The sequence below is a fragment of the Streptomyces sp. NPDC001156 genome, assembly GCF_053598275.1.
In genome coordinates, this window is the sequence record NZ_JBSFJX010000041.1 from 13912 (window position 1) to 39680 (window position 25769).

Consider the following 25769-nt stretch of genomic DNA (forward strand, 5'->3'; position numbering starts at 1 on the left):
ATACGCATCGACTGCGAGGAGTGATCCGAATGGGCTGGCCAGCTACGGTTCGCTACGGCACTGAGTCGGCACCGGGCGGGCTCGGCTTCGTCCAGGACCTCATGAACACCATCTCCGCCGGCAAGCCCCGCGCCGCGGACCTGCTGGCGGATCCCGGCGAGGCCCAGGCTTGGCTTGATCGGGCGCTGGTGCAGTGGGGCGAGGCCACCGGCGCGGCCGTGGCCGGGATCGAACTCGAGCCGCACGACCAGGAGGAGCTTCGTGCCTTCCGGGACGATCTGCGCCGGGCTGCGGGGCAGGGCCGCGACGACGCGCTCCCGCCGCTGCACACCGCGGCCATCGCGATGCAGCTCGGCGGGAACGGGGAGGTGCGACCGGAGCCGCGCGGTACCGGTTGGCGGCGGGTCGCGGCACTGGCTCTGATCGAGATCTTCCAGGCCCAGCAGGCCGGCAACTGGCAGCGACTGAAGCTGTGCCGCAACGAGCGGTGCGGCACAGTGTTCTTCGACCGGTCGCGCAACAACAGCGGAGTCTGGCACGACGTCAAGGTCTGCGGGAACGCGGCGAATCTGCGAGCCTACCGCGCCAGGCAGCGCACCCGGAGCACTTCGTAGGCGCCCTTTGGCATGTCAACAGCGTGGGGGCTGCCCACCGAAGAGATTCGGTGGGCAGCCCCCACGCGTATGGAGCGTTCAGGCGGAGCCGGCGCTCTCGATCCGGTGCTGGTGCACGCGGAGGTGCATCGTGGTCAGATCCAGCAGCGGAACGTCCAGCCCGAGCCGCTCAGCACGGGAGACCAGGTCCCCGAAGATGTGCTCGACCTCGGCACTGCGGCCGCCTGTCACATCGCGGTAGAGGGACGAGGTGAGCGAAGAGCCGGCCGCCGTGACGGTCGCCAGCGTCTGCTGAAGGTCCGCATCGGGCACAGGGTGGCCGGCGGCAGCGGCGATGGACGCGCTCTCCTGGACCACGCCTTCGGCGAAGGCAGTCCCGCCGGGGACGGCCACGATCTCGCCCACCGATCCCCGCATCAGGCAGGTCACCGCGCTCACCGCCGCGATGAAGACCCACTTGGCCCACATCTCTCCATCGATGTCATCGGAGAGCCCGGTCGGGAACCCGGCGTCGCTGAGGGATCGGTGCAGGTCCTCCAGTCGCGCCGGGGCGGTCTCGTCCCGGGTGCCGTAGCGCAGGCTCTGGAGATCGGCCAGCCGGACGATGTCGCCGTTGTCATCGACTGTGGTGACCACCTTCGCCACACCGCCGAGCACTGTCTCGCCACCGAACCGTGCGGCCAGGGCGTCGATGTGACGCATCCCGTTGAGGAACGGGACGATCAGCGTGTTCGGACCGACCGCGGGTGCCATGTCATCGATGGCCGGCTCCAATCCGGTGGCTTTGACGGAGAGCAGGACCACGTCGTAAGGGGCATCGACATCGCCGGCCTGCACCGTGCGGGGAGCGAGGACTGTCTGCTCCCCCAGACCGATGATCCGCAGTCCCCGCCGGGCCAGGCGCTCCGCGCGCTCCGCCCGTACCAAGAAGGTCACGTCCCGGCCCGCCTGGGCGAGCCGGGCTCCGAAGTAACCGCCGGTCGCACCGGCACCCACCACCAGGATCCTCATAAGCCACTGCTCCTCTCACGACCTGGCGACTACACCCCGCCCTCACCCCTTCTGCTAGAGGCAATCTCGGTGCGGTCATTTCCCATTTGTTTCCTTGGTCCCTCTTGAAAACGAAGTCTACTGGATCACTCCTCCTTGCACGACATAAGTAACGCACTTACGCTTATGTCGTAGGAGCTCGACACCGAGCACCGCCCCCGGCCTCCGGCCAGCGCCGCCATGACGAGCCGCTTCACCGGTCATGGCCGTACGGCACAAAGCGCTGTCCATGCGCCGCGCCTCAATCGATGGAGGGCCTCAAATGATCATCGACGCTGCGGAGCTCGACGCCACTCACGCATACAAACTGCTGATCGGAAGCATCATTCCGCGGGCCGTGGCCTGGGTCAGCACGGTGTCCGACGAGGGCGTCGCCAACCTCGCGCCCATCTCGTTCTTCACCGCGGTCGGACGGAAGCCGCCCATGGTGTCGCTCAGCCTGCAGCCCAGGGCGGATGGGCTGACCCTGAAGGACACCTTCGTCAACATCCGTGACACGGGCGAATTCGTCACCAACCTGGCGACGCTGCCGCAGGCGGATGCCCTGCACCATTCGGCGTTCGAGTTCGACCGGGACGTGGATGAGTTCACGGCGCTCGGGCTGGCCAAGGAGCCTTCCGAAGTGGTGCGCCCGCCGCGGGTCAAGGAGGCGCCGATCTCGTTCGAGTGCGTCGTCGACCGCATCATTCCGGTCGGGGACGACGGCGTCGATCACGTGGTGTGGGGCCGGGTGGTGCGCTTCCACGTCAGGGACGACCTCTACCTCGAACGCGGGCGGATCGACACCGCCGCGCTACCGGCCGTGGGCCGCCTCGCCGCCGAGTACACCCTGGTCGACAACGTCTTCACCACGCCCCTGGACCAGGAGTTGCTCGCGGCGCGGCACGGCCGACGGATGGCGCGCCTGGACGCGAAGCCGGCCGACTGGTCCCCGCTCGACACCAAGGAATGGTCCCCCTCCGGCGCGACGACGCCTGCCCCCGGAAAGTGAGCACCGCGATGAGGACTGAACGGATCGGGGCAACCGATGTGCGCTTCCGCCGGCAGGGCGAAGGCGACCTCGCCCTGGTGTTCGTCCACGGCTTCCTGGACGACCAGTACGTCTGGGACCCGCTGACCGCCGAACTCAAGACGACCGGTATCGAGTGCGTCACCCTCGACCTGGCCGGCTGCGGGGATCGCACAGCGGCGAGCGGGCCGTTCGTATACGACCGGTTCGCCGAGGAGGTGGCCTCCGTCGTCGACGCCCTCGGCAAACCTTTCGTCATCGTCGGACAGAGCATGGGAACGGCGATCGCGGAACTGGTCGCGGCTCAGCGGCCCGAACGAGCAGTGGGCCTGGTCCTGCTGACCCCGGTTCCGCTCGGGGGCACACAACTGCCTGACGAGGCGATCGACCCGTTCCGTTCCCTGGGCGGGGACCCCGAGGGACAGCGTGCGGTGAGGGCGCAGTTGTCGGCCGCCATGCCCGAGGGGGAGCTCGACCGCTTGGTGGTCAGCGGATGTCGCGTCCGTCCCGACATCGTCCGTGACTTCGCCGACTGCTGGAACACCGGGCACCCGGCGGGCAGGCAGACAAGTCGCTTCAAGGGCCCGGTGCTCATCGTACGCGGGGACGAAGACGGCTTCGCCACCGAGGAGTTGGTGCGTGGCATCACGCCGCGGTTCGACTCGGCGGAGTCGGTGTCGGTCGGCGGGAGCGGACATTGGGTCCACCTCGAGCAGCCGGCCGAAGTCGCGGGCCTTCTCGACCACTTCCTGGCCGAATCCCTCTCCTCCGGCCCCAATGCTTCCTCGCGAACCGTACGCCCGCAGGGCTGGACCAACGCCTTCGCGGAGAAGTCGGCCACCGCTTTCGGCGACGCGTTCGTTGCGGATGTGGTGCTGGAAGCGAGTGCGCTCACCCGACCGATCACGGGTCGAGACCAGGTCAAGGACGTGATGGCCGCGGCAAGTTCGGTGTACGAGTCGCTCACCTTCACCCGCGAGGCCGTCAACGGGGACCACGCGTATCTGGAATGGCAGGCAACGGCGTTCGAGGGCATGCAGCTCCAGGGCGTGACGATCCTGACGAAGGACGACGGCGGCCGGATCGTCCGGATCGCCATCCATCACCGGCCACTGGGCGCGCTGCACCGGTTCTCCGCGGAGTTGCGGGAACGTCTGCGCGGCGTGGTCGACCCCGAACATTTCCACCAGGGCTGAGTCCCGTTTTCCTCAGGAAGGTTATTCATGGTTGAGCGTCAGACCGTCGAGTTCGAAGCCGACGGCGGAGTCACGTTGCGCGGTTGGCTCTTCCTGCCGGACGGGCCGGGTCCCCATCCGGCGATCACGATGGCCCACGGCTACGCCGGGGTCAAGGAGCACGGCCTTGAGCCCTTCGCGCAGGCCTTCGCCGAGGACGGGTTCGTCGTTCTGCTGCACGACCACCGCACCTTCGGGGCCAGCGACGGACAGCCGCGGCAGGACGTCGACCCCTGGAGGCAGATCGCCGACTGGCGGCGGGCCATCTCCTATCTGGAGAGCCGGCCCGAGGTCGACGCCGGCCGGATCGGCCTGTGGGGTACGAGCTACGCCGGCGGCCACGCGATCGTGCTGGGCGCGACCGACCGCCGGCTGCGTGCTGTGGTCTCCCAGGTGCCGACCATCAGCGGCTACGAGCAGGGGCTGCGCCGCATCGCACCGGACGCCGTCGCGACCCTGGAGGAGGCCTTCTCCGAGGACGAGCGGGCGCAGTTGCGGGGCGAGGCTCCACGTACCCAGGTCATTGTGAGCAGTGACCCTGCCGTACCTGCCTCCTACCGGTCGCAGGAAGCCATCGACTTCTACCTGCAGCCCAAGCCCGACGGCGTATGGGAGAACGAGGTCACGGTCCGCTCCACCCGCGCGGCCCGCATGTACGAGCCCGGGCCCTGGATCACACGGGTCTCCCCCACACCGCTGCTCATGGTGGTCGCCCTGGACGACACCGTGACCGTGACCGACCTTGCGCTCGCCGCCTACGAGCGTGCGCTCGAACCCAAGCGGCTGCAGCTCATCCCGGGCGGTCACTTCGACCCGTACACCATGCAGTTCGACCAGGCGAGCGCCGCCGCCCTCGCCTGGTTCCGCGAGCACCTCGCCTGACGACCGGACAACCCCACGGGCCGCATCGCCGGCACGATCTCAAGGACGAAGCATGCCCCATCTCACCCACTCCATCGACGACGGCCTCGCCACGCTGGTCCTGAACAACCCGCCGCAGAACCGCATCGGTCCGCAGTTGGCCACCGAACTCTCCGAAGCTCTGGAGTCGATCGGCCGCGGCGGTGCCCGAGCGGTCCTGGTGCGCGCCGAAGGCCCGGACTTCAGCTTCGGTGGTGACATCGTCGACTGGCCGGATGCGGACGTACGGGAACTGCGGGCCCTCTTCGAGCGCTACATGCAGGTCTTCAACCAGCTCGAGCGGCTGCCGCTGCCGGTCATCGCCGCCGTACACGGCCTGTGCTTCGGCGGCGGTCTCGAACTCGCGCTCCGCGCCGATGTGGTCTTCGCCGCCGAGACGGCCCGCTTCGGCCACCCCGAGCAGACCCTCGGCATCGTCACCCTGCTCGGCGGGATCTACCGGGTCGCCGAACGAGCGGGCCGGGCGCGCGCCGCGGAGTGGGCGCTCACCTCGGAGCAGGTACCGGCCGCGGTCATGGCCGACGCCGGCGTGATCAACCGGGTCGTTCCCGACGACGCCCTGCTGACCGAGGCGACGGCCTTCGCCCGCAAGGCGGCCAAGGGTCCCACCCGCGCCTACGCCGCGCACAAGGCCTTGCTGCGGGCCTGGGCCGTCGGCGGGATCTCTGCGGCGGACGAGGCCATGTTCGACATCGCCATGCCGCTCTTCGAGACGGAGGACGTCACAGCGGGTCTCGCCTCGGCGGTCACGGCTTTCAAGGCTGGGCTGCCCCGACCCGCCATCGACTTCCAGGGCCGCTGACGGTCCAGGCCCTGCCCGCCGCAGGTGGGCAGGGCTTCCCCGCGCATGTGGGTCGGGGCCCTGCCGAAGGCTGTCCCGACCGCATCAACCCCTCCCCCTTCGACTCGCAGGTGACCCCCGGAGCCGTCGCCACCGCCGCCCGGTTCCAGGGGGTGGCTCGACGCTGAAGCATCCCGCGGAGTCACCACGAACGGCCATGCGGCCGTCGATCCACCCCCTGTCATGGAGAAGTCCGGAGTGCATCCCCAGCTTCAGGCCCCGCCGCATCACAGGCGCCGCAAACCCGTCCGCGCCTGGTTGCAGCCGTTCCTCATAGGCCTGGTCATCGTCTCTGCGTTCGTCAGCTGCTACATCGGTCTCCTGCGAGATCCCCAGCCGCACCGCATACCCGTGGCGGTCACGGGGCCGCTGCTGGCGAACAAGGTCCAGCAGGCCCTGGGCAATTCGATCGACGCCCAGCACGCCGACTCCACTGGTGAGGCACGTGACGCACTCCTGCATCGGGATGTGGTGGCCGTGCTCGGCACGGAACATCACGGCAAGGCTCTCAAGCTCGACGTCGCGAGCGCGAACGGCCTGTCGACGACGACTGCGGTCACCAAGCTCGTCACCGCGTACGCGCACGGCGCAGACCAGCACGTCACCGTCTCCGACGTCGTACCGCTGGACCAGTACGACGCACGCGGCCTGGCGGGGTTCTACGTCGCCTTCGGAGTGACCCTGTCGGGCTTCGTCCTCGCCCAGAACGTCATGGGGTTGAGCAATCTGCTGCATCTGCGGCACCGCTTCACCCTCATCACCGGCTTCTCCGCAGCGTCAGGCCTTGTCGCAGCCACCATCGCCGGCCCCGTCCTCGGCGCCGTCCCCGCGCCGTTCCTTCCTCTCGCATTCGTACTGGCCCTGCTGGCGGCCGCCGCAGCGTTCACCACGAAAACGCTGGCCACATATCTCGGCCCTTTGGGTATCCCCCTCGCCACGTTGCTGCTCCTGACCATCGGAAACTCGACCAGTGGCGCAACGATCGGCACCGACCTGATGCCCAGTGGCGCCCGAGCGGTCTCCGCGCTCCTGCCTCCCGGCGCCGCCGTCCGCGCCGTGGCCGACCTCAGCTACTTCGACGGTTCCCATGTGTTCGCCCCGTTGGCGACGCTCGTTCTATGGGCCGCGGGTGCCGCGTTCCTGCTGGCCAACCGTACTGAGCGGACAGCGCCCAGCCTTCAGGTTGCCTGAGCGATCGACCTTGTCGAGCCTGCGGGCGGGTACGAGTGGCCGACGTGCACATGCGGCTCGCGCCTCCAGTCCGAAGAGCCTGCGCAGCGGCACCTCCTTGGCCCGTGCCGCCTCCAGGAAGGCGAGCACCTTCACGCCCGCGGCGAGCAGGAAGACCACGTGGAGCGGAAACCGTGTGCGACACCGTGCGTTCTGCGGCAGCCGGGGGCGCTCAGGGCTACGGCACCAGAACAGCACAGGCAGCAGATGATCCGGTCCAGCCCGGCGTGACGGCCCGGGACGGCGGCAGCGATCTCGCTCGCCGGGAAGCCCGTGTCGCTCGCCTCGCCGCCGGCGGGCCATGAACGCGGAGATCGCGGCCCACCTCTACCTCAGCGTGCACACCGTGGACAACCACCTGCGGAAGGCGTTCCGGAAACTCGGCGTCCACTCCCAGTGTGAGCTGGCCAAGCAGAAGGTCACCTCAGCTCGCCTTGCAGAGCGTTTTGTCTCTGCGGGAGTATTCGGTTCGAGGTTCAGGCGTCGCGCACGTTCGGACAGGCGACCTCGATGCGGATGCTTCCACCGATCCGCAGTGCTGTAGTGCGGGTTGAATCCATGGTGAAGCCAGCCGCGGCGATCTTCTGCGACAGCGCGTCGCCGACGTTTTCGCGTAGCTGCTCGCGCATCCGGCCGCGCATCCCCACCTTCCCGGTCCCGCGGCCGTGCACATGGCCTTGTCCGTGCTCGTCGAGCACCGCGTCGGCCAGGACCAGCAGCCCGTCGGGCCGCAGCACCCGGCGCACTTCGGCCAGCAGCGCGTCCTTCGAGGTGCTGTCCAGGTGGTGCAGCATCAGACTGGAGAAGACTCGGTCGAACGAGGCGTCGTCATAGGGCAGTTCCTGTGCGAACCCGCGGTCCAAGCGTACGGTGAGGCGGGCCCGCCGGGCCTTGCGCCCGGCCTGGGCCAGCGCCTTCGGGTCAGGGTCCAGCCCGACGAGGTCCACGTTCCGGTGCCGCTGACCGGTCGCCCGCAGCAGGTTCCCCGTACCGCAGCCCACGTCCAGCACTCGGTGCCCGTCCCGTAAGGCGGCCAGCGTGATCATCTCCTGGTGCACGGAGTGCAGCCCGAACACGCGGTGCGCCACGTCATAGAGCGGCGTCAGGAAGTGCTTGCCCAAGCCTGGGATGTACTCCCGCTCGGTATGCGGCTGAGACAGTTTTTCGGTCATGTCCTCATTCTGACTGCGACTTGAGCTGCGGACCTGTACCGATTTGTGGCTCCCATGGGACGATTCGACGGTGCGGACCATGCGAACGGCACCCAGCCGGGACCGGCCGGCGACCTACTCGATGCTGCCGGCACCCGGCGAGCTGCCCGTGGCGACCTGGCGGCTGGACCACAGCTGGGAGAGCGCCGGCACATTCGAGGAGCACGCGCACGACTTCCCCGGCCTGGCATACTTCCAGACCACCGGCGGGCTGCTGCGCACCGGCCGGCGATCCTGGCCGATCGAGGCCGGCGATCTGTTCGTCGTCGCGCCCGGCGACGTGATGGGCCACTTCCACGCCGGCGACCTGGCCCACGCCCAGGGCTGGGGCGTGTTCTTCACCGCCGACGTACTCGGCCCGGACGTCCCCGGCGCCCACCTGGCCTGGCGCACGCACCCACTGCTGTTTCCCTTCGTCCGTGGCGGAGCGATCGGCGCCCTGCGGATGCGGGTGCCCGAGGCGGAGCGGACCGAATGGACCGCCCGGATCCAGGCCCTCCACGACGAACTGACGCACCGCCAGGACGGCTACCGAGAGGCCGTGGCGGCCCACCTGACCCTGCTGCTGATCGCAGTGTCCCGGCTCGCTGCCGACGTCGTGGGCGACCTACGCGAGAACCACGAACAACTGCTCGCCGAGGTGTTCGAGGTCATCGAACAGCGCTATCCACAACCGCTGTCACTGCGCGACGTGGCCGCCGCAGTCAACATCTCCCCAGGCCACCTCACCTCGACGGTACGCCGAAAAACCGGGCGTACGGTGCAGGAGTGGATCACCGAGCGACGGATGGTACAAGCCCGGCGTTCGCTTGCCGCGACAGAACTGCCGATCGGCGAGATCGGCAGGCAAGTGGGCTTCCCGGACGCCGGGTACTTCGCCCGCACCTTCGGCAAGGTGCACGGAATGAGCCCCGCACAGTGGCGGCGGGCCGGCGCCGAACCTACAACTCGCGCCACTCGCCCATATCGCGAGGCGCCCCCGTCCGGATGAAGTTGCGCACGAGGACCCACGCACGGTCGACAGTCAGGACAAAGCCGCCAGTGAACACTGCCAGGTCGTCCATGATCGGGATGTCGACCTCGGCATCCGCCGCGACGGTGCCATCGCCGACGAGAAGAGACGTCACCTCAGCGTCATCGAACAGATGGATGACCGCCCGATTGCCTCGGAAACCCAGGGCCAATCGAGGAAACTCACCGGTTGGCAACCGGACTTCGAGGTGCCCCTGACCCCGGAAACGCAGTTCGGTGAGGCGATCCGACAGATCCCTCACGTCCGAACGTTTCTCCACTGCGGAAAACCGTCCCGATACCCGTGACGTCGCCGCCCACATCACGCCCACCTCTGCACCTCCGCCACGCACCCCGTCTCGACCTCGGGCTCGCCAGGGACGAAGTCCCCGTTGTAGTCGTACGGCGCCATCGCCGCGCCGATCGCCTGGGGCAGGTCCTGTGGGTCGCAGCCGCGGACGCACACGGTCACTCGTTCTTTCGCCATGGTCCTTTCCGCATGTCATCGTCGCCGGGCCGCAGGCCACGAGCCGGCTGTCGCAGCCCCGCCGCCGCGACCGCGCACGGAGCCTAGGTACGCCGCCGTGTTCGCCGGCTCCCCCAGGTGTCGGGGGCCCGGATTCGGCGCCCCCCGGCCCGTCCCTCGACCACCGCTGTCAGGTCGACATAGTGTGCTGTCCGACGCGGGTGGGCCCAAACCGCCGGTTTCGCCCCGCAGCGTCCCACGTCGACCGCACACGCAATCCACACGGTCGATCAACTTGGATCCATGAACTACGCGACATGGCCATGTTTGGCTCCTACGATGGCGCGATGCGACTCCCGGAACTCGAACAAGCGAACGCCCGCACGCTGGCCCACACGACGTCTGTCCGGCCGGTCTCCACGGGTGAGATCATCCGCGTCCACCGTAAGAAGTACCCGTATCGGGGCTACGTGGAGATCGACTCTCCGTACTGCCCGCCGTTCGTGATGTTCTGCGTGAACGACGACGCGGTCGCCCTCGACACGGTGTGGAACGGTAAGTTCGGTTACGAGCCCGGCAGCCTCGCCACGTGGTCACGCCTCGCTGCGAAGAGCACGACGATCGCCGACGTCGGAGCGCACGTCGGTTACTTCTCCATGATCGCGGCGCTCGCCAACCCTAAAGCGAAGGTGCACGCGTTCGAGCCCGTGGACATGGTCCACGCCCGACTTGCGGTGAACGTCCGGTCGAACAACGTTCAGAACGTGAAGCGTTACCAGGCGGGTGTGTCGAGCGAGCCGGGCTGGGCCGACATCAGCGTCCGGTTCTCCGCAAATCTCCTCTCGACCGGCTCGTCCCTGGAGCATGCCGCCGCCGACGCCGAGATGAAGCGCATCAAACTGGTCACCCTCGACGAGGTCTTCGCCGACACGAAGCTCGACCTCATCAAGATTGACGTTGAGGGCCACGAAATGTCGGTCCTCCAAGGTGCCCGACAGGTCTTGAAGCGCGACAGGCCCGCCGTGATGCTCGAGGCCCTGCCGGACGCGCCGCTGGATTCGCTCATCGCCGAGTTCAGCCCGCTCGGCTACGACTCCCACTGGATCGCCGAAGCCGACGGGTCGCTCGTGCCGTCGACGGCGCCTCGACCGAAGGGCTCGCGGAACCTGCTGTTCGCACCCCGCGGCTAGTCCACGCCCTATGGCCGAGGGCCCCCATCGGGTCGGCCGCCTCCCTTGCCCAGATCGCGTGCAGTCTGCGCGGCGGTGGGACCAGGCTCCGGGTGGAGCAGGGCCAAGACGTCAGCCCTGAACGCGGGCAAACATACGCTGATCACCATAAACGGACGCCCTCTTCCGGCCCCCTGTGGGGCGGGGAGAGGGCGTCAATTGCTCAAGAGATTGTTCTGGCGATAGGTAACGACAAGCCGAATCTCACCCAAGAGTTCATCAAGATTTCCGACTATTGACGTAGCAATGTACTGACTGCACACTGAACAACTGCTTTATTCAACCGTGCATCCTGCACGGATCACGAGTCGTGCATCAAGTGACCACTGGGCATTCATTCGTATTTCCCGCTGTGCGGATAACTTCGCGCTGGCACTAATCGTGTCGGACGGGAAGTCGATGAGCATGTCCCACGGTGACGGAATCCCGCGGCGCAGTATTCTTCGCATCGGCGGAGGGGCGATTGTCTCGGCGGTTGTCGGGGCTCCCGCGTGGGCCGGTGTCGGCGAACGCGCGTACGCGTCGGCGAACGCGATCGAGCCCAATCCCGACCGTCATGTCGAGGTGCAGCTACTCAACATCACAGACCTGCACGGGTACCTTCAGCCTGCGGAGGTCGCCGCCGGTTACGACGTCCTGACGGACCATTCGGGAGCGCAGGTCGTGGTCGGCGGGGTCGGGTATATGGCCGCTCACCTGAAGCGACTACGGCCGGACGGAAGGACTCGATCTTCTTCGCATCCGGGGACAACTTCTCCGGTTGGACCTTCGAGGCGGACTCGCTGGCCAACGAGCCGACGGTGGAGGTGCTGAACAAGCTCGGCCTGCAATTCAGCACGGTGGGGAACCACGAGCTCGACCAGCGTTTTCCCGAGTACCTGATCGACCATATCGAGAAGGGCAAACCCTACGGGGTCCCCGGGCGCGACGATTCCTTCACGGACTCGACGGGCAAGAGGTTTCGCGGCGCGAACTTCCCCTTTTACACGTCCAACATCGTGTACGCCGATACGGGAATATCGATTGTGCCGCCGTACTCGGTTGTATGGGTCGATGCGGGTAAAGGGCGCAAGCTGCCGGTGGGTTTCATCCACCTGACCGCACTCGGAACAGTGACCGGATCGACGTCGTACCAGCCCGGCCTCGGCGAGCTCGACGAGATAGCCACAGTCAACAAGTACGCGGCCGAACTCAAAGCCAAGGGCGTCAAGGCGATCGTCGTCAGCATGCACGACGGGGGCGCTGCAGGAAAGGACTTCAACGGCCTCAGCGACCCGACGGGGTACTGCTTCCAGCTCGCCGCCCAGGCGTCCCCGGACATCGCGGCCATCGTCACCGGACACTGGCACGCGGCGTTCAACGGCATGCTGCCCGACCCGCTCGGCCGGCCCCGGCCGGTGGTCGAGGCCGGCTGCCACGGCCAGCTGATCAGCGAGATCGTGCTGCGCCTGGATCCCCTCACCGGCGAAGTCGTCCGCGAGCTGACCACATCGGTCAACCATCCGATGACCCATGACGTGCCGCCCGACCCGGAGATACAGGCGATCGCCGACTACTGGGTGGATGCGGCCACAAAACGCTACGTGCAGCCCCTGGCCCGGCAGACCGCGGACTTCTCCCGGGCTGCCAACGGGCTCGGGGAAAGCACGATGGGCGACCTCGCCGCCGACGCGGTGTACTGGCTGGCCAACCAGGACGGCTCCCATGCCGACCTCGCGGTCTTCGCGACCGCGCCGGTGGCAGGATCCGTGGCACTGAACGGTGACGGGTTGAAGTACACCAAGGGCGACATTCCGTCCGACGACGACGGCGTAGTGGTCTTCGGCGAAGCATGGAACGCATTCGGCTACGGCGTTCCTGTGCTGACCGTCACCGTCACGGGGGCCGACATCCACGCCGCGCTGGAGAGCCAGTGGAAGGCCCAGAACAACGGCACCGCCGCCATCGCTCCCCTGGCCGTCTCGAACAACGTGAGCTACAGCGTCGACCTCAGCAAGCCGGTCGGATCTCGAGTGGACCCGGGGGCAGTGCGCATCGACGGCACCGCGCTGGACATCGAGCGCAGCTACCGGCTGGCCGGGCTGAGCTACACGTTGATCGGTGCTGACGGCACGAGCGCGTTCGTCCACTTCACCGACCCGGTCCGCAACGACCGTGACCGCGAAGGTTTCGTCCGTTACCTGCGGGAGCGGCAGATCATCGCCCCGCTGCCGCTGACCCGGGTCACGGCGGTCGGCCAGAGCAGCTGACGCACCAGGCGCAGCGTGGGGCACAACGACGAAGGGAAACCCGGTGACGATCAGCACCATCGCCGGCGACGACACCGACCGCCGTGGCGTCGGCGGCCCGGCGGCCGGTCTCGACCTCCGGCAGGGAGTGCCGATCGCCGACGGCAAGAACGTGCTTGGGGACAACCACGGGGTCGCTGTCGACGCGACCGGGACCATCTACGTCGCGGCCACAGCCAACAGTGTCGTCGGGCGGATATCGGCGCCCACAACGTGGACCGACCACGTCCTCGACGACGGGTTCAACCAGCCGACAAGCGCGTTGCTGTGGAAGGTCATCGCCGCGACGGGGCAGGCCCACTACACGCTCGAACTGACCACTGTGGACGGACACAGCGCAATCCGTTGGATCGGCACCGACGTGATGCGCAACACCTGGCTCTATGCCGTGCCGAACGTGCTCGCGGGTGCGACAGTCGATTGCTCGGTCAGCCTGCGCGGGTCGGGCACCGTGTACCTCGACTTCTACAACGGCGCCAAAGACGTCACCACCGCCCCCGTAGTGCTGACCGAGTCACCGCAGACCCTCCGACTGACCACGACGGTGTCCGGCACCAACTGTCAGTTCCAGATCCGCACACCGTCCGCACAGCCGACGGTCGATGTCACCGTCTGGGACGTCACCGTGCACCAGCACCAGATCACCGGCGCGACCTGGCCAGTAGCCGGTGTCATGAACAGCCTCGGCTACGACGACCAACTCCCCGCCCTCAAATCGCACCTCAACCACCCTCATGGCGTGGCGGCGGACGCGCGAGGCAACGTGTACATCGCCGACACCTACAACCATCGCGTGAGGCTCATCGGCCGCGACGGGCGGATCCGTACCGTCGTCGGCAACGGCGTCGCAGCCAGGTCCGGCGACAGCGGCCCGGCCGCGGAGGCCTCGCTCAACGCGCCACACGGTGTCGACATGGACGACGCCGGCACGCTGTACATCGCCGACACCCTGAACAACATCGTCCGGACTGTCAGGGACGGCGTGATGAACACCGTGGCCGGCACCGGCTTGTTCGGCACCACGGGCCGCAGCGGCGGACCCGCCCTGTCCGCCACCCTTGCCGGCCCGTTCGACGTGGCTGTCGACCGTGACAACGGCGACCTGTACATCGTGGAGGGCAGCCAAGCCGTCCTGCGGGTAACGGCATTGAGCTGAGAGGCGCTCCGCCCGTTCGTAGTCATCGGCAGCCGGCCCGTGGTCCGCGGAAGCAGTCGGCCGCCGCGTACCACCGCCAGGGCGACCTCCGGCAGGCGCGGCGGGCCCTCCTCCACCAGGAGGGCATCCGGGGCGCAGTGACGGGTCCTCAACGAGACTTCATGGACTACCGCAACGCGCAGTCTGTGGTGGACAACGCGGCCACGTGCTTCATCCTGTAGGACGGCAAGCACACCCAGGGTTGGACCACCGGACGGGTCGACAGTTCCGCCTACGCGGCGCGCCGCTTCGCGAGGGGCTGATCCGTCTGCAGCGGGTCACAAAAAGGAAAGGCAAGGAGGTCACCCGCTCCTTGCCACTCTCAACTTATAGCGCACTGGGGGGATTGCCGCAAGGCCCGGGTCGTACTGCACAATCGTCCGCCGAGCCAGAAACCTGGGGGAAATAGGTGAGTCGCGAAGTACGTGTGCTGTTGTCTACCTACGGATCGCGCGGGGATGTCGAACCGCTGATGGGACTCGCGGTGCGGTTGCGGGCACTCGGCGCGGAGGTGCGGGTGTGTGCTCCGCCGGACGAGGAGTTCGAGCGGCGGTTGGCCGGTGTCGGCGTGCCGTTGGTGCCTGTCGGCCGGTCGGCGCGCGCGTTGACGACCGGGGCGCCGCCGCCGTCATCCCTGCCCGAGCGTGCGGCCGAGTTGATCGCCGGCCAGTTCGACGTGCTCACCGCGGCAGCCGAGGGATGCGATGCGCTGGTGGCCACCGGCGTGATGCCGGCCGCAGCGGGCGCACGGTCGGTAGCCGAGAAACTCGGTATCCTCTCCGTGTCCGTGACCTTCCAGCAACTCACCCTGCCGTCGCCGCACCACGCGCCGTTGGCGTATCCGGGCAGGCCGTTCCCGCCGGGGGTGACCGACAACCGGGTGCTGTGGGACCTCGACGCCCAGAGCATCAACGCGCTGTTCGGTGCGGCGCTCAACACGAACCGGGCGTCGATCGGCCTGCCACCGGTCGACAACGTCCGCGACTACGTCATCGGCGACCAGCCGTGGCTGGCGACGGACCCGGTCCTGGACCCGTGGCGGGAGACGCCGGACCTTGACGTCGTCCAGACCGGCGCGTGGATCCTGCCCGACGTTCATCCACTCCCGCCCGACTTGGCGGCGGTCCTGGACTCCGGGACACCTCCGGTGTACGTGGGCTTCGGCAGCATGCCCATGGGCACATCGACGGACATCGCCGAGGTGGCCATCGAGGCGATCCGCGCGCAGGGCCGCCGTGCGGTCGTAGCCCGCGGCTGGGCCGCCCTGGGCCTGATCGACGACCGCGACGACTGCTTCCTCGTCGGCGAGGTCAACCAGCAGGCACTGTTCCGGCGGGTGGCCGCTGTGGTGCACCACGGCGGTGCGGGCACCACGACGACGGCCACCCGGGCCGGCGCGCCTCAAGTGGTGGTGCCCCAGGCGACGGACCAGCCGTACTGGGCCGGCCGGGTGGCCGACCTGGGCATAGGCGCGGCGCACGACGGGCCGACTCCGACCTTCGCGTCCCTGTCCGCCGCGCTCACGACGGCCCTGTCCGCAGGGTCCCGCGCACGAGCGGTCGCCGTGGCTCGCATGATCCGTACCGACGGAGCGACGGTGGCCGCGAAGCGGCTGCTCGACGCGATCAGCAAGGTAAGGCCGCCGGTGCCCGCGTGAAACACGCGTGACCGTCGAGCCAGCGCCCAGAACACCAGCACCTGCAAACCCTGGCGACCGAACCGGGAACGGCCACGGGACCCGCACCGGGCGGAGCGTTGCCCGTCGCGGTCACCCGCTACGTCACGCCGGTCCGGGCGCCTTGCCGCGCGTCATGGTCGCAAGCGGCCTCACATCGGAGCTGATCACATGAAATCCTCGACCACCAGCGCTTTCGACCTTCCCGACCGCCTCACCCACAAGGCCGACCCGAACCTGATCGCCGACGATGAACGGCACTTCGCGGCCCTTGCCGAGTACCTCGAGCAGTCGATCGCCGAGGTCTCCGACCGCCTTGACGCCGAGCGCAAGTCGCCCGGAGGCCTCGGCCGGCAGGCGATGGACCGGGACGCGGAGATCCACCGGCTGACCGCTCGCCTGCGCGCCTTGCGTCGCTTCGGCCTGGACCTGTGCCTCGGGCACATGGTCAGCGCGGACAACCCCGAGCCCGTGTATGTCGGACGACTTGGGCTTACGGACAGCGAGGGCCGTCGACTGCTGGTCGACTGGCGCTCCCCCGCGGCCGAGCCGTTCTTCGGAGCCACCCACGCCAACCCCATGGGCCTGGCGAGCCGCCGCAGGTATCGCTGGACCCGCGGCCGGATCAGCGACTACTGGGACGAGGTGTTCACCTCGGACGGATTCGCCGGGCACGCCGCGCTCGACGACCAGTCCGCCTTCATCGCCAGCCTGGGCAGCAACCGGTCGCCACGGATGCGTGATGTGCTCGGCACCATCCAGTCCGACCAGGACGCCATCATCCGCGCGGGATCCCGAGGCGCTCTCGTCGTCGACGGCGGTCCGGGTACGGGCAAGACCGTCGTCGCCCTGCACCGCGCCGCCTACCTCCTCTACTCCGACCCCCGCCTCGGTCACCGCCGGGGCGGCGTGCTGTTCGTCGGCCCGCACCAGCCCTACCTGAGCTACGTCGCCGACGTCCTCCCCAGCCTCGGAGAGGAGGGCGTGCAGACCTGCACCCTGCGGGATCTCGTCGCCGAGGGCGCCGCAGCGAGGACCGAGGCCGACCCGGACGTGGCTCGCCTGAAGTCGTCCGCCGACCTGGTGAAGGCGATCGAGCCTGCGGTCAGGTTCTACGAGGAGCCACCCGCCAAAGGGATGACGATCACGACCCACTGGTCCGACATCCGGCTGAGCGCCGACGACTGGGCCGTGGCCTTCGAAGCAGCAGAACCCGGTACTCCGCACAACGAGGCGCGCGACCAGATCCTGGAAGAGCTGCTCACGATCCTGGTGGACAAGCACGACGGCGACGCTCCGTCCGACCTGCTCCGCAAGTCACTGCGGCAGAACAGGGAACTGCTCACGGCCTTCAACCGCGCATGGCCGCTACTCGAAGCGACCGACCTCGTCGGAGACCTGTGGTCGGTACCCGCCTACCTGCGGATGTGCGCTCCCTGGCTCAGTCCCGACGACGTTCGGCGGCTGCAGCGCGAGGACCCCCAGGCCTGGACGGTGTCCGACCTGCCGCTCCTGGACGCGGCACGGCAACGGCTCGGCGACCCGGAGGCGGCACGGCGCAAACGTCGGCACGCAGCGTCCCTCGCCGCCGAACGCGAGCGGATGTCCGGCGTCATCGACGCTCTGCTGGAGGCCGACGCCGACGGAGAGGGCGCGGTGACGATGCTGCACGGACGTGATCTGCAGGACGCCCTCGTCGACGGGACCGCACTGCCCAGCGCCGACCCGGACCTGCTCGCCGGCCCGTTCGCGCACATCATCGTGGACGAGGCCCAGGAACTGACCGACGCGGAATGGCAGATGCTGCTGCTGCGGTGCCCGTCCCGGAGCTTCACCATCGTCGGGGACCGTGCCCAGGCCAGGCACGGGTTCGCGGAGTCCTGGCAGGAACGGCTCGAGCGGATCGGGCTCGACCGGATCACCTTGGCCTCCCTGAGCATCAACTACCGGACGCCGGAAGAGATCATGGCGGAAGCCGAGCCGGTCATCCGGGCCGCGCTCCCCGACGCCAACGTACCGACGTCCATCCGCACCAGCGGCGTACCCGTCGTACACGGATCTGCTTCGGATCTGAGCTCGATCCTCGACACCTGGCTCGCCGCGCATGCCGACGGGATCGCCTGCGTCATCGGCGATCCCACATTCCGGGCGACGTCCCGCGTCCGGTCGCTGACGCCGGAGCTGTCGAAGGGACTCGAGTTCGACCTGGTCGTCCTCATCGATCCGCAGGAGTTCGGCAAGGGCATCGAAGGAGCGGTCGACCGCTATGTCGCGATGACCCGGGCGACCCAGCAGCTCGTCATCCTCACGAGCACCTGACGACGACCGGACCAACGCCCGCTGCCGGCCAGGCCGGAAGGCGTCCCTGGACACCCGCACACAACCGGAGTGCGTGGGCTTCCGTGCGGCCGCCTCGAAGTCGAGGCGCCGCACGGGCCGCGGCACGATCAGTAACCGCTGAGGAGAGTACGCACCGCTCGCAGCGCCTCAGGACCCGCGTCACTGTGCCAGCGCGAGGCATCGGCAGGATGACGTCCCCAGATGAGAAGGGCGCGAACGGCCGCATCGCTCTCGATCGTAGCCGGCCCTTCCTGGGCGACCAGACGCATGCTGCTTCCGTCTGCGTGTCAGCCGTGACCAGGATGTCATCGGCCCCGGGGACACGCAGGCGCGCTTCGATCCGGTCGCCCCCGGCCCAGTCCAAGTGGGCGGAGCCGCGACGGTACAGCGGCTGGCCGACCTCGTTCACGCTGTGCTCGGTCACCCACGGCTCGGTGAGGGCTCGCACCGCAACGCCGTCGTCCCCCGTCACGTCCCATCGATGGAGAACGAGCTCTTCACGCATGTGTTCAGCAGGTTCCTGCGAGGAACCCCGGGCGTTTGTGCCCGGGAGGAATCGCATCCTCAAGTGGGCGGCGCGGAGTGCCGCAGCCGTCTTCGGCGCGGAGCGCTGCACGGCTTGGTCCGGGTGGGGAGAGTTTCCGTGTTCGAATGCGGGGGCTCGGAGGGGTGGGTAGCGTCGCGGGTGTGAAGCTGGTGGTGCAGGTGAAGCTGCTGCCGACGCCCATGCAGGCAGCGGCACTTGAGGCGACCCTGCGCGCCTGCAACGAGGCCGCCGGCTGGGCTGGCGGTGTGGCGTTCGAAAAGGATGTGAAGCGGAACTTCGCGCTGCGCGAGCACACCTACCGTGAGATCAAGACCCGGTGGGGGCTGGGTGCGCAGGCCGCCCAGCACGTGATCAAGAAGACGTGCGACGCGTACGCCACGTTGAAGGCGAACCTGAAGGCCGGGAATCTGGGCAAGCCCGGCTCGAAGCGCTACCGGAAGGCCACCGAGAAGCCGCTCACCTTCCGGCCGGACAGCGCGCAACCGTACGACGACCGGATGCTGTCCTGGCAGATCACCGAGCAGCGGATCTCGATCTGGACCGTGCACGGCCGGATGCGCGACGTCGCGTTCACCACCAGTGGGGAACAGTTGGCCGCCCTGGCCCGGTACCGCAAGGGCGAGTCCGACCTGCTGGTGCGGGACGGCATGTGGTTCCTGCTGGCCACGTGCGAGGTCCCCGAAGCCGCACCGAACAGCGATCCGTTGGACTTCCTCGGCATCGACCTGGGCATCGTCAACATCGCCACCACGTCCGACGGCGAGATCATGGCCGGGCGGGCGCTCAACCGCACCCGGGTCCGGGAACGCACACTGCGGACCAAGCTGCAGCAGAAGAACACCCCGTCCGCAAAGCGGCGGCGCAAGGAGGCGCGGCGGGCCAGGGACATCAATCACAAGATCGCGAAACATGTGGTGGCCGAGGCAGAACGCACCGGTCGCGGAATCGCCCTGGAGAATCTGGCAGGCATCCGCGAGCGGGTACGGCTTCGCAAGCCCCAACGGGCCACCCTGCACAGCTGGGCATTTCACCAACTGGGGCAGTTCATCGCATACAAGGCCCGCCGCGCGGGGGTACCGGTCGTCTACGTCGATCCGGCGTACACCTCCCGCACCTGCGCCGAGTGCGGGCATATCGACAAGGCGAACCGGGTCTCGCAGGCCTGGTTCGCATGCCGGTCCTGCGGCGTCGTTGCGCACGCGGACCGCAATGCCTCCCGCAACATCCGCGCCCGCGCGTGGGAGTTGTGGCGACGCGGGGTGCAGTCAACCACCCCAGCCCCACCCCCGAGACAACCGGGTAGGGCAGGACGCAGACGCAGTGCCACAGCCAGTGACGCCCGTTGTGCAAACCCTGTCGCTTCAACAACGGGTAGTTGACCGAAGAACGGCGCCTTCACGGAGCGGCCCGTCCAGATCACATCAGTGTCCGGTGACAGGTCCTGCGCAGCCGCCTCAGTCACGTCGACAAGGTGTTCACACCGGGTGAGGAACACCGACCAGAGCTCGGGATCGGTCAAGGCCCTGTAGGGGATCTCACGATCGAACCCGCGGGTCTCGACCGGTTCCCGGCCATATGAGCGGCGAGCACCCGGGCCAGCTCTTCGGCGTTGCCCGTCTGGTGGATCAGGATGTCGCGAGCGGTCCAGGCCTCGCACCAGGTGCCGTCATCGGGCCGACGCGCCTGCACAGCATGCGCAAAGACGTCCAACTCCGGAAGAACATCATTGACACGGCTCGAAACCATGTGGAACGGGGTATTCGAATACTTCTTGGCATAAACGCACGTCGAGGCAGTACGTCGACCCAAATGGGACGCGGAGAAACTATACCTCCAATAGTAACCATGGATCCATTCGGAGGCATGGTATAAGCTGTTGTCATGGCTCAAGAAGAACGGACAGTGAGCATCGACCCGAACCGGCCGATGGACATCCTCGACGCGCTCTGCCCGAGCCGTGACGTGTTCGTGGACCTGGCGGACAAGTGGGTTCTGCTCATGCTGGTGAGCCTTCGCGAACACGGCGTCCAGCGCTACTCCGAGCTGCAGCGGTCCCTGGGCGGTATCAGCCGCAAGATGCTGTCCCAGACCCTGCGGACCTTGGAACGGGACGGCATCGTCTTCCGTAACGTCGACCCCAAGGCAACCCCGCCCCTGGTGCAGTACGGACTGACCGACCTCGGCCGCGAGATCGCCGAGGAGACCCGAGCCCTGTGCACCTGGACCGAGAAGCGAGCCGTCACGGTGCACGAAGCCCGCGCCGCCTACGACCGCCGCCACGCCGTCGACCAGGAAGACTGAGCCGGCGGCGCGCACCGCCGCTCCACCGTGTGCCGTATCGCTCCGCACTGACCGGTCCCTGCGTGGTGACCGGTCGGATGCCTCATCGGGGCTCCGCCCGACCCATGCGCCCAGTCACGAAGGAACCCAGGCCGTCGACGGGGGTACGGCCTTGCTGCCGGCCCAGTCACCTGTCGGGCAGCCGAGGCCGTCCGCTTCCCGTTCAGGGACATGCCACGGCACGCCATGGCGGACACCGCGTCGTGCAGCGGTGAACGCCGTAGGCGGGCCGGGACTGCTCGGTGCCCACTACCGCGGCACCCGGCGCCGTCAGGGCGCCAGGAGCGCCTGCCAGGTCGGCGAGGCCACGATGCCGTCGGCCGTGAGCCCGCGGCTGGTCTGGAACGACCGCAGGGCGGAGGCGGTGAGGGGGCCGAAGATGCCGTCCACGGTCAACGCGGCGCCGTGGGCCCTCAGTTGGCTCTGCGTCGCCGAGACCGCCGGGCCGGTGCTGCCCTGCTGCACCGTCACGACGAGGGCCTGCCAGGTCGGCGCGGCGGCGATGCCGTCGACCGTCAAGGCGATTCCGGTCTGGAACGACCGCAGGGCCGAGGCCGTGACGGAGCCGAAGATGCCGTCCACGGTCAGGGCCGCGCCGCGAGCGTTCAGCAGCCACTGCAGGGTCTTCACCTGCTCACCGCTCTGGCCCTGCTGGACGACCGGCCAGCCGACGCCCGGGAGCAGCGTGCCGACGCCGGTGGGGATGGTGAAGGGCGCCGGGATGAGCAGCTGGGTGTTGCGCACGTCGGGGGTGCCGCGGCGCTTGTCGATGCCCCGGCCCACCTCCTGGATGTCGTTGGCGGAGAGCTCCCGCGCCACGGAGGCCAGCGCCACAGGGCTGCTGGTGTCGCCGTTCGCCGACAACGGCGCGTCGGCGTCGACCATGGTGGTGAAGATGGACAGCAGGCCGCCGCCCTCGGCGATCTCCAGGACACGGCTCTGGATCGGCCAGTCGATGTGCGAGGCCGTGTTCACCTCCCAGAATCCCTTTCCGAGGGTGGAGGGGAAAGCGGGATGGTAGGCCGTGATGTTGTTGGCGTGGGTGTGGCCGTCGACCATCAGGATCACGTTCGGGAAGCGCAGCAGTAGGTCGCGCAGGTCGTCGCCGCTGTACGGGTGGTCGCTGTCCGTGTTGTCCATCGAGCCGATCGTGTGGTGGCAGAAGACGACGAACAGCTTGTCCTTGACTCCGGACTGGGTGACGACCGTCCGGGGCCTGGTGCCGTCGGAGTCGTCGAGCTCGTAGCGTGAGCTGTTGGCCTTCAACTGGCTCTCGAGCCAGTTCCACTGGTCCTCGTCGAGCGCGCCGTTGGCGCCCCCGCTGTCGTTGGTGGTGTCCAGGACGAGGAACTTGACGAGGTCGTTCGCCCCGGACGGTATCGCGTAGTACGCCTTGTCGCTGCCGGAGGTGAAGCCGTGCCCGGCCGGGAGCCCGGTGGTGTTGAAGTGCTCGGAAACGAACTCCTGCCGCGAGAGCAGCCGGCGGCTGGGGTCCGCTGTCACCGTGGCGGTCTTCAGGGTGAAGTCGCCCGTGATGATGTCCTCGAGGAACTGGATGTAGTACGAGGGGTCCGTGTAGTTGAGGACTGGCGGGACCCCGGTGACCTGCGTCAGCTTGGTGGAGCCGGTGGCGATGCTCTTCAGCGGGTCGAAGGGCAGAACGTCCGGCGGGACGTTGCCCTGCACCATCGCGTCGTGGTTGCCGTAGGCGGCGTACCACGGCATGCCGAGGCCGGTGGCGGTGTACTGCCTGCGGGCGGCCGCCAGCAGGCCGGGGAGCACCGGGAAGCCGTTGAGGTCGTTGTTGTCCGGCGGGTTCTGATGCGCCTCGGGGTGCCAGTAGTTGACATCGGGTCCGAAGGCGCCGCTCGACACGCTCTCGTCCTTGGCGAGGTTGCCGGAGTCGGGGCGGACGGTGTTGCCGTCGAGCAGGTTGATGTACCAACGGGTCTCGTTGTACTGGCAGTTGTCGACCGCGTCGCCGGTGACCACGGTGAAGGCCAGCGGGGCGCTGGTGCGCGGCCCCCGGCCGACCGTTCTGACGGCCCGGCACATGGCGTCGGTGGAGTGCGTCGAGAGGAACTCGTGGGCCCGATAGGCGGAGGCGGTCGGGTAGGAGTTGTAGTGCGGGGGGCCGAAGTCCGCGAGCCGGTCGAGGCACTCGACGCGCAGCGGTGACTGGTCGTCGATGATGTGCAGATCCGACATCTGGGCGAAGGCGGCCAGCGACCGGGTGATCTGGGGCGCGGCGACGTTGACGAGGTCGCGGCGGACGATGTGCGGCTCGCCCGGCCCCGCGACGATGCCGTGGTAGCCCTCCCCCAGGTCCGGACCGCGCTGCACGGTCACGTCGAGGGTGGTGAGTCCGAAGGTGGGGCCGCCGGTCGCGGCGCTGGCGGTGGCGCGCAGTCCGCCGACGTCGATGGCCGCCGCCACCACGCTCACTGCGGCCGCCGCGAGGATTCTTCGCCGGGAGATTTCCATGTCGCGTCCTGTTCGATCGGTGGGGTGTGTAGTGGTGGTGCGATGTGAGGAGGCGCTGTGGGGCGCGGGTTCCGTCCGCTGGGGCCGGAGAGGGCGTGAGACGGGTTGTTGCCGGTCAGGGAAGGGCGCAGCAGGGCGGTGCGACGGGCGCAGCAGTGGCAGCGGGCGCCTCAGGCAGCGGCAGGTGCGGGGATGCGGCGGTGGAGGCCGTCGGCTAGGCGGGAGAGCGCAACTGCGGGCGGCGAGGCCGTGAACTGCCGAGGCAGATGCCCGCGCCTGGACGAGGCCGGATCGCAGGCGGAGTGAGCTGTCCTGGCCTGGGCGCAAGGGGCCGCGGCGTCGGCCGTCGGACCTCCTGGGCACGCCACCGCCGGGACGCAGGTGCTGCCGACCTTGGGACAGGCCGATACGACACTGAGTTCCCCCTGGGTGATGCGGAAATGAGTGTCAGTCACTTACGTGGCCCGGCCGGGTCGACGCCGAAAAGCCTCGCCAAGAGTGGGGCACGGAGACCCTGTGCGGCAAGGGTTGGGACAGTGACTCATCCACTGGGCCAGTCGTCCACCGGGCGAATCTGCGGGCCGTCAGGCAAGTCTCCCGCTCGGCAGCGCCGACCGGCTGCCCCGAGGACGCCCGGAGAGATCTTCTCCCTTGCGTCACAAAGGATTTGGCGCACTGGGCGTCGCGTCGCGCTGCCATGCCCGCACCCCTGGGTCGGCCTGCGTACGCCCACCCTTCATCGCCGCGTGCTCTATCCGTACAGTTCACAAAGGCGCACTCTGAGGGTTGCGGGCCCGGCCCACGAAGATCTTCACGCCTGTGTGGTTCCTCACACCGAGTCAGCCGGGACACGGGCCGCAACGGGGCCCCCTGTCATCTTGTTGAGGGCACTGGTGCCTGATGGCGTGTCACGGCGCAACCGACCGGTCGGCGGTCCTTGTTCAGGGCCGCGGTGACTCGGCCCGCAACTGGTCCCAGACGGCGAACCAGGTGATCATTTCGGGCTAGTTGCCGCTGCTGCGGCCCGGCCGCCGAGGCGGCGTGCACGCCACGCAAGGAAGACCGACGCGCCGGCCAGGCACCACGCGGCGAGCACAACATAGGGCTCGACGTGCTGGTTGTCGGGGAAGTAGATGGCGTTGCGCTGGGCACTCACCGACGCGCCCGGTGGCAGGAACCGCCCCAGAAAGCCGAGGACCGGAGGGAGCAGCGGCCAGGCCACCGCGCCCCCGGAGGAGGGGTTGCCGAGGACGACCAACAGGACCCAGGTCGGCAGCAGCGCCCAGCGGCCCAGGAAGGTCTGGAAGGCCATGAAGATCACGCCGGAGGTGAACATAGTGAGTGCGCAGATCCCCCACGACTGGGCGAACGGCAGCCGACCCACGCCGAGAACGAAGTCGGTCATGACGCAGATGGACAGGCCACCCAGCACGGAGTAGCCGGCGGTGGCGGCGATCCGTTCGGCGGGGCGCAACGCCTTGGCATGGATCCCGAGCTGGATGGCACCGACGAAACCGAGGATGGTCGACCCGAGCGCGATGTAGAAGAGCGCGAGCCCCTGCGGGTCGGTGGCCGGAAGCGGCTTGATGTCCCTGACTCGGACGGGGATGCCGAGCGTCTGGCCGACCTCCGGGGCGCTCGCGCCCAGCAGCCGGGCGACCGACGCACCCGCGGCGCTCGCCACGTCGACCTCCACCCCGGCCGGTTGACGCTGCAGGATCGCGAACTCCCGTTGCGCGTCGACCGCGGCGAGCGCCTTGCCGTAGCTGGAGTACGGATGGAGGACCAGCGAAGTGCCGAGCCTGGCCTCCAGCGCACTGACGAACCGGTCGCCCCCGGCCGACTGTCCTGTCACCGCCACGGGGATGCGATGCGGTACGGGATTGGACATCGCCCAGCAGTAGGCGCCGACGAAGAGGCCGGCCAGGACCGCGACGATGAGCGAGAGCACCACCGCCGGCATGAAACGCGAGGATGTCAGCCGAGACCATCCGCCCTCGCGGGCCTGCCGAGGAGGCTCCGCCGAGGACCGATGTTCGCTCATGGCTGGGATGGTATGAGGGGCGCAGGGTGGCGCCCTACT

21 protein-coding genes are annotated in these 25769 nt (G+C 68.5%); 15 read left to right on the forward strand and 6 right to left on the reverse strand.

All coding sequences use genetic code 11. The annotated features are described in order from the left end of the window. Positions 1 to 29 precede the first annotated feature (29 nt). Positions 30 to 614 (forward strand): CGNR zinc finger domain-containing protein, encoded by a 585-nt coding sequence (locus ACWDA7_RS20900; RefSeq protein ID WP_450605729.1) that lies wholly within the window; start codon positions 30 to 32, stop codon positions 612 to 614. Positions 615 to 692: 78 nt separating this feature from the next. On the opposite strand, the gene ACWDA7_RS20905 is transcribed toward ACWDA7_RS20900, so the two are convergent. Then, positions 693 to 1625, reverse strand: a complete 933-nt coding sequence (locus ACWDA7_RS20905) for a ketopantoate reductase family protein (RefSeq protein WP_450605730.1) — start codon at positions 1623 to 1625, stop codon at positions 693 to 695. 301 nt (positions 1626 to 1926) lie between these two features. Between ACWDA7_RS20905 and ACWDA7_RS20910 the strand changes: the two genes are divergently transcribed. The 6 genes from ACWDA7_RS20910 to ACWDA7_RS20935 all read left to right on the forward strand — a co-directional run bounded on the left by ACWDA7_RS20910 (position 1927) and on the right by ACWDA7_RS20935 (position 7444). After that, entirely contained in the window at positions 1927 to 2655 is a 729-nt protein-coding gene (locus ACWDA7_RS20910) for a flavin reductase family protein (RefSeq protein ID WP_450605731.1), read from the forward strand. 8 nt (positions 2656 to 2663) lie between these two features. After that, a complete protein-coding gene (locus tag ACWDA7_RS20915) occupies positions 2664 to 3869 on the forward strand; it encodes an alpha/beta fold hydrolase (protein ID WP_450605732.1) in 1206 nt (401 codons plus the stop codon). Positions 3870 to 3896: 27 nt separating this feature from the next. Beyond that, entirely contained in the window at positions 3897 to 4790 is an 894-nt protein-coding gene (locus ACWDA7_RS20920) for an alpha/beta hydrolase (RefSeq protein ID WP_450605733.1), read from the forward strand. Between the two features lie 52 nt (positions 4791 to 4842). Continuing rightward, on the forward strand, positions 4843 to 5631 hold the full coding sequence (locus ACWDA7_RS20925; RefSeq protein WP_450605734.1) for an enoyl-CoA hydratase/isomerase family protein: 789 nt from the start codon (positions 4843 to 4845) through the stop codon (positions 5629 to 5631). 222 nt (positions 5632 to 5853) lie between these two features. After that, positions 5854 to 6861, forward strand: coding sequence for a hypothetical protein (locus tag ACWDA7_RS20930; protein ID WP_450605735.1), 1008 nt, complete (start codon positions 5854 to 5856; stop codon positions 6859 to 6861). Between the two features lie 340 nt (positions 6862 to 7201). Next, the gene (locus tag ACWDA7_RS20935) at positions 7202 to 7444 is read left to right on the forward strand and encodes a response regulator transcription factor (RefSeq protein ID WP_450605736.1); all 243 of its coding nucleotides are present in this window, start codon (positions 7202 to 7204) and stop codon (positions 7442 to 7444) included. Here ACWDA7_RS20935 and ACWDA7_RS20940 read toward each other — a convergent pair. Further along, entirely contained in the window at positions 7377 to 8072 is a 696-nt protein-coding gene (locus ACWDA7_RS20940) for a class I SAM-dependent methyltransferase (RefSeq protein WP_450605737.1), read from the reverse strand. The two genes, ACWDA7_RS20935 and ACWDA7_RS20940, sit on opposite strands and share 68 nt — an antisense overlap. Positions 8073 to 8151: 79 nt before the next feature. Here ACWDA7_RS20940 and ACWDA7_RS20945 point away from each other — a divergent pair, with 79 nt between their 5' ends. Next, positions 8152 to 9102 (forward strand): AraC family transcriptional regulator, encoded by a 951-nt coding sequence (locus ACWDA7_RS20945; protein WP_450605738.1) that lies wholly within the window; start codon positions 8152 to 8154, stop codon positions 9100 to 9102. Here the strand turns inward: ACWDA7_RS20945 and ACWDA7_RS20950 are convergent. Together ACWDA7_RS20950 and ACWDA7_RS20955 are read right to left on the reverse strand one after the other, a co-directional pair. Continuing rightward, positions 9053 to 9445 (reverse strand): hypothetical protein, encoded by a 393-nt coding sequence (locus tag ACWDA7_RS20950; protein WP_450605774.1) that lies wholly within the window; start codon positions 9443 to 9445, stop codon positions 9053 to 9055. The two genes, ACWDA7_RS20945 and ACWDA7_RS20950, sit on opposite strands and share 50 nt — an antisense overlap. Beyond that, positions 9445 to 9609, reverse strand: a complete 165-nt coding sequence (locus ACWDA7_RS20955) for a hypothetical protein (RefSeq protein ID WP_450605739.1) — start codon at positions 9607 to 9609, stop codon at positions 9445 to 9447. Before ACWDA7_RS20955 ends, ACWDA7_RS20950 begins: the two co-directional genes overlap by 1 nt. Before the next feature lie 326 nt (positions 9610 to 9935). On the opposite strand from ACWDA7_RS20955, the gene ACWDA7_RS20960 reads away from it, so the two are divergent. The 7 genes from ACWDA7_RS20960 to ACWDA7_RS20990 all read left to right on the forward strand — a co-directional run bounded on the left by ACWDA7_RS20960 (position 9936) and on the right by ACWDA7_RS20990 (position 21163). Then, entirely contained in the window at positions 9936 to 10778 is an 843-nt protein-coding gene (locus tag ACWDA7_RS20960) for an FkbM family methyltransferase (protein WP_450605740.1), read from the forward strand. Between the two features lie 839 nt (positions 10779 to 11617). Then, on the forward strand, positions 11618 to 13066 hold the full coding sequence (locus tag ACWDA7_RS20965; RefSeq protein ID WP_450605741.1) for a bifunctional metallophosphatase/5'-nucleotidase: 1449 nt from the start codon (positions 11618 to 11620) through the stop codon (positions 13064 to 13066). A gap of 43 nt (positions 13067 to 13109) precedes the next feature. Beyond that, positions 13110 to 14261 (forward strand): hypothetical protein, encoded by a 1152-nt coding sequence (locus ACWDA7_RS20970; RefSeq protein WP_450605742.1) that lies wholly within the window; start codon positions 13110 to 13112, stop codon positions 14259 to 14261. Positions 14262 to 14727: 466 nt separating this feature from the next. Then, positions 14728 to 15957 carry a glycosyltransferase gene (locus ACWDA7_RS20975; protein WP_450605775.1) on the forward strand — a complete coding sequence of 410 codons (1230 nt, stop codon included), beginning with the start codon at positions 14728 to 14730 and terminating at the stop codon, positions 15955 to 15957. A 189-nt stretch (positions 15958 to 16146) separates the two neighbouring features. After that, positions 16147 to 18294: an RNA polymerase recycling motor ATPase HelR gene (helR, locus tag ACWDA7_RS20980; RefSeq protein WP_450605743.1), complete on the forward strand. Its 2148-nt coding sequence runs from the start codon at positions 16147 to 16149 to the stop codon at positions 18292 to 18294. Between the two features lie 708 nt (positions 18295 to 19002). Then, positions 19003 to 20241, forward strand: coding sequence for an RNA-guided endonuclease InsQ/TnpB family protein (locus ACWDA7_RS20985; RefSeq protein ID WP_450605744.1), 1239 nt, complete (start codon positions 19003 to 19005; stop codon positions 20239 to 20241). Positions 20242 to 20743: 502 nt separating this feature from the next. Next, a complete protein-coding gene (locus ACWDA7_RS20990; protein WP_432923261.1) occupies positions 20744 to 21163 on the forward strand; it encodes a winged helix-turn-helix transcriptional regulator in 420 nt (139 codons plus the stop codon). Between the two features lie 309 nt (positions 21164 to 21472). Here ACWDA7_RS20990 and ACWDA7_RS20995 read toward each other — a convergent pair whose 3' ends face one another. Further along, positions 21473 to 23686 carry a TIGR03767 family metallophosphoesterase gene (locus tag ACWDA7_RS20995; protein ID WP_450605745.1) on the reverse strand — a complete coding sequence of 738 codons (2214 nt, stop codon included), beginning with the start codon at positions 23684 to 23686 and terminating at the stop codon, positions 21473 to 21475. A gap of 994 nt (positions 23687 to 24680) precedes the next feature. After that, positions 24681 to 25730, reverse strand: coding sequence for an ABC transporter permease (locus tag ACWDA7_RS21000; RefSeq protein ID WP_450605746.1), 1050 nt, complete (start codon positions 25728 to 25730; stop codon positions 24681 to 24683). Positions 25731 to 25769 lie beyond the last annotated feature (39 nt).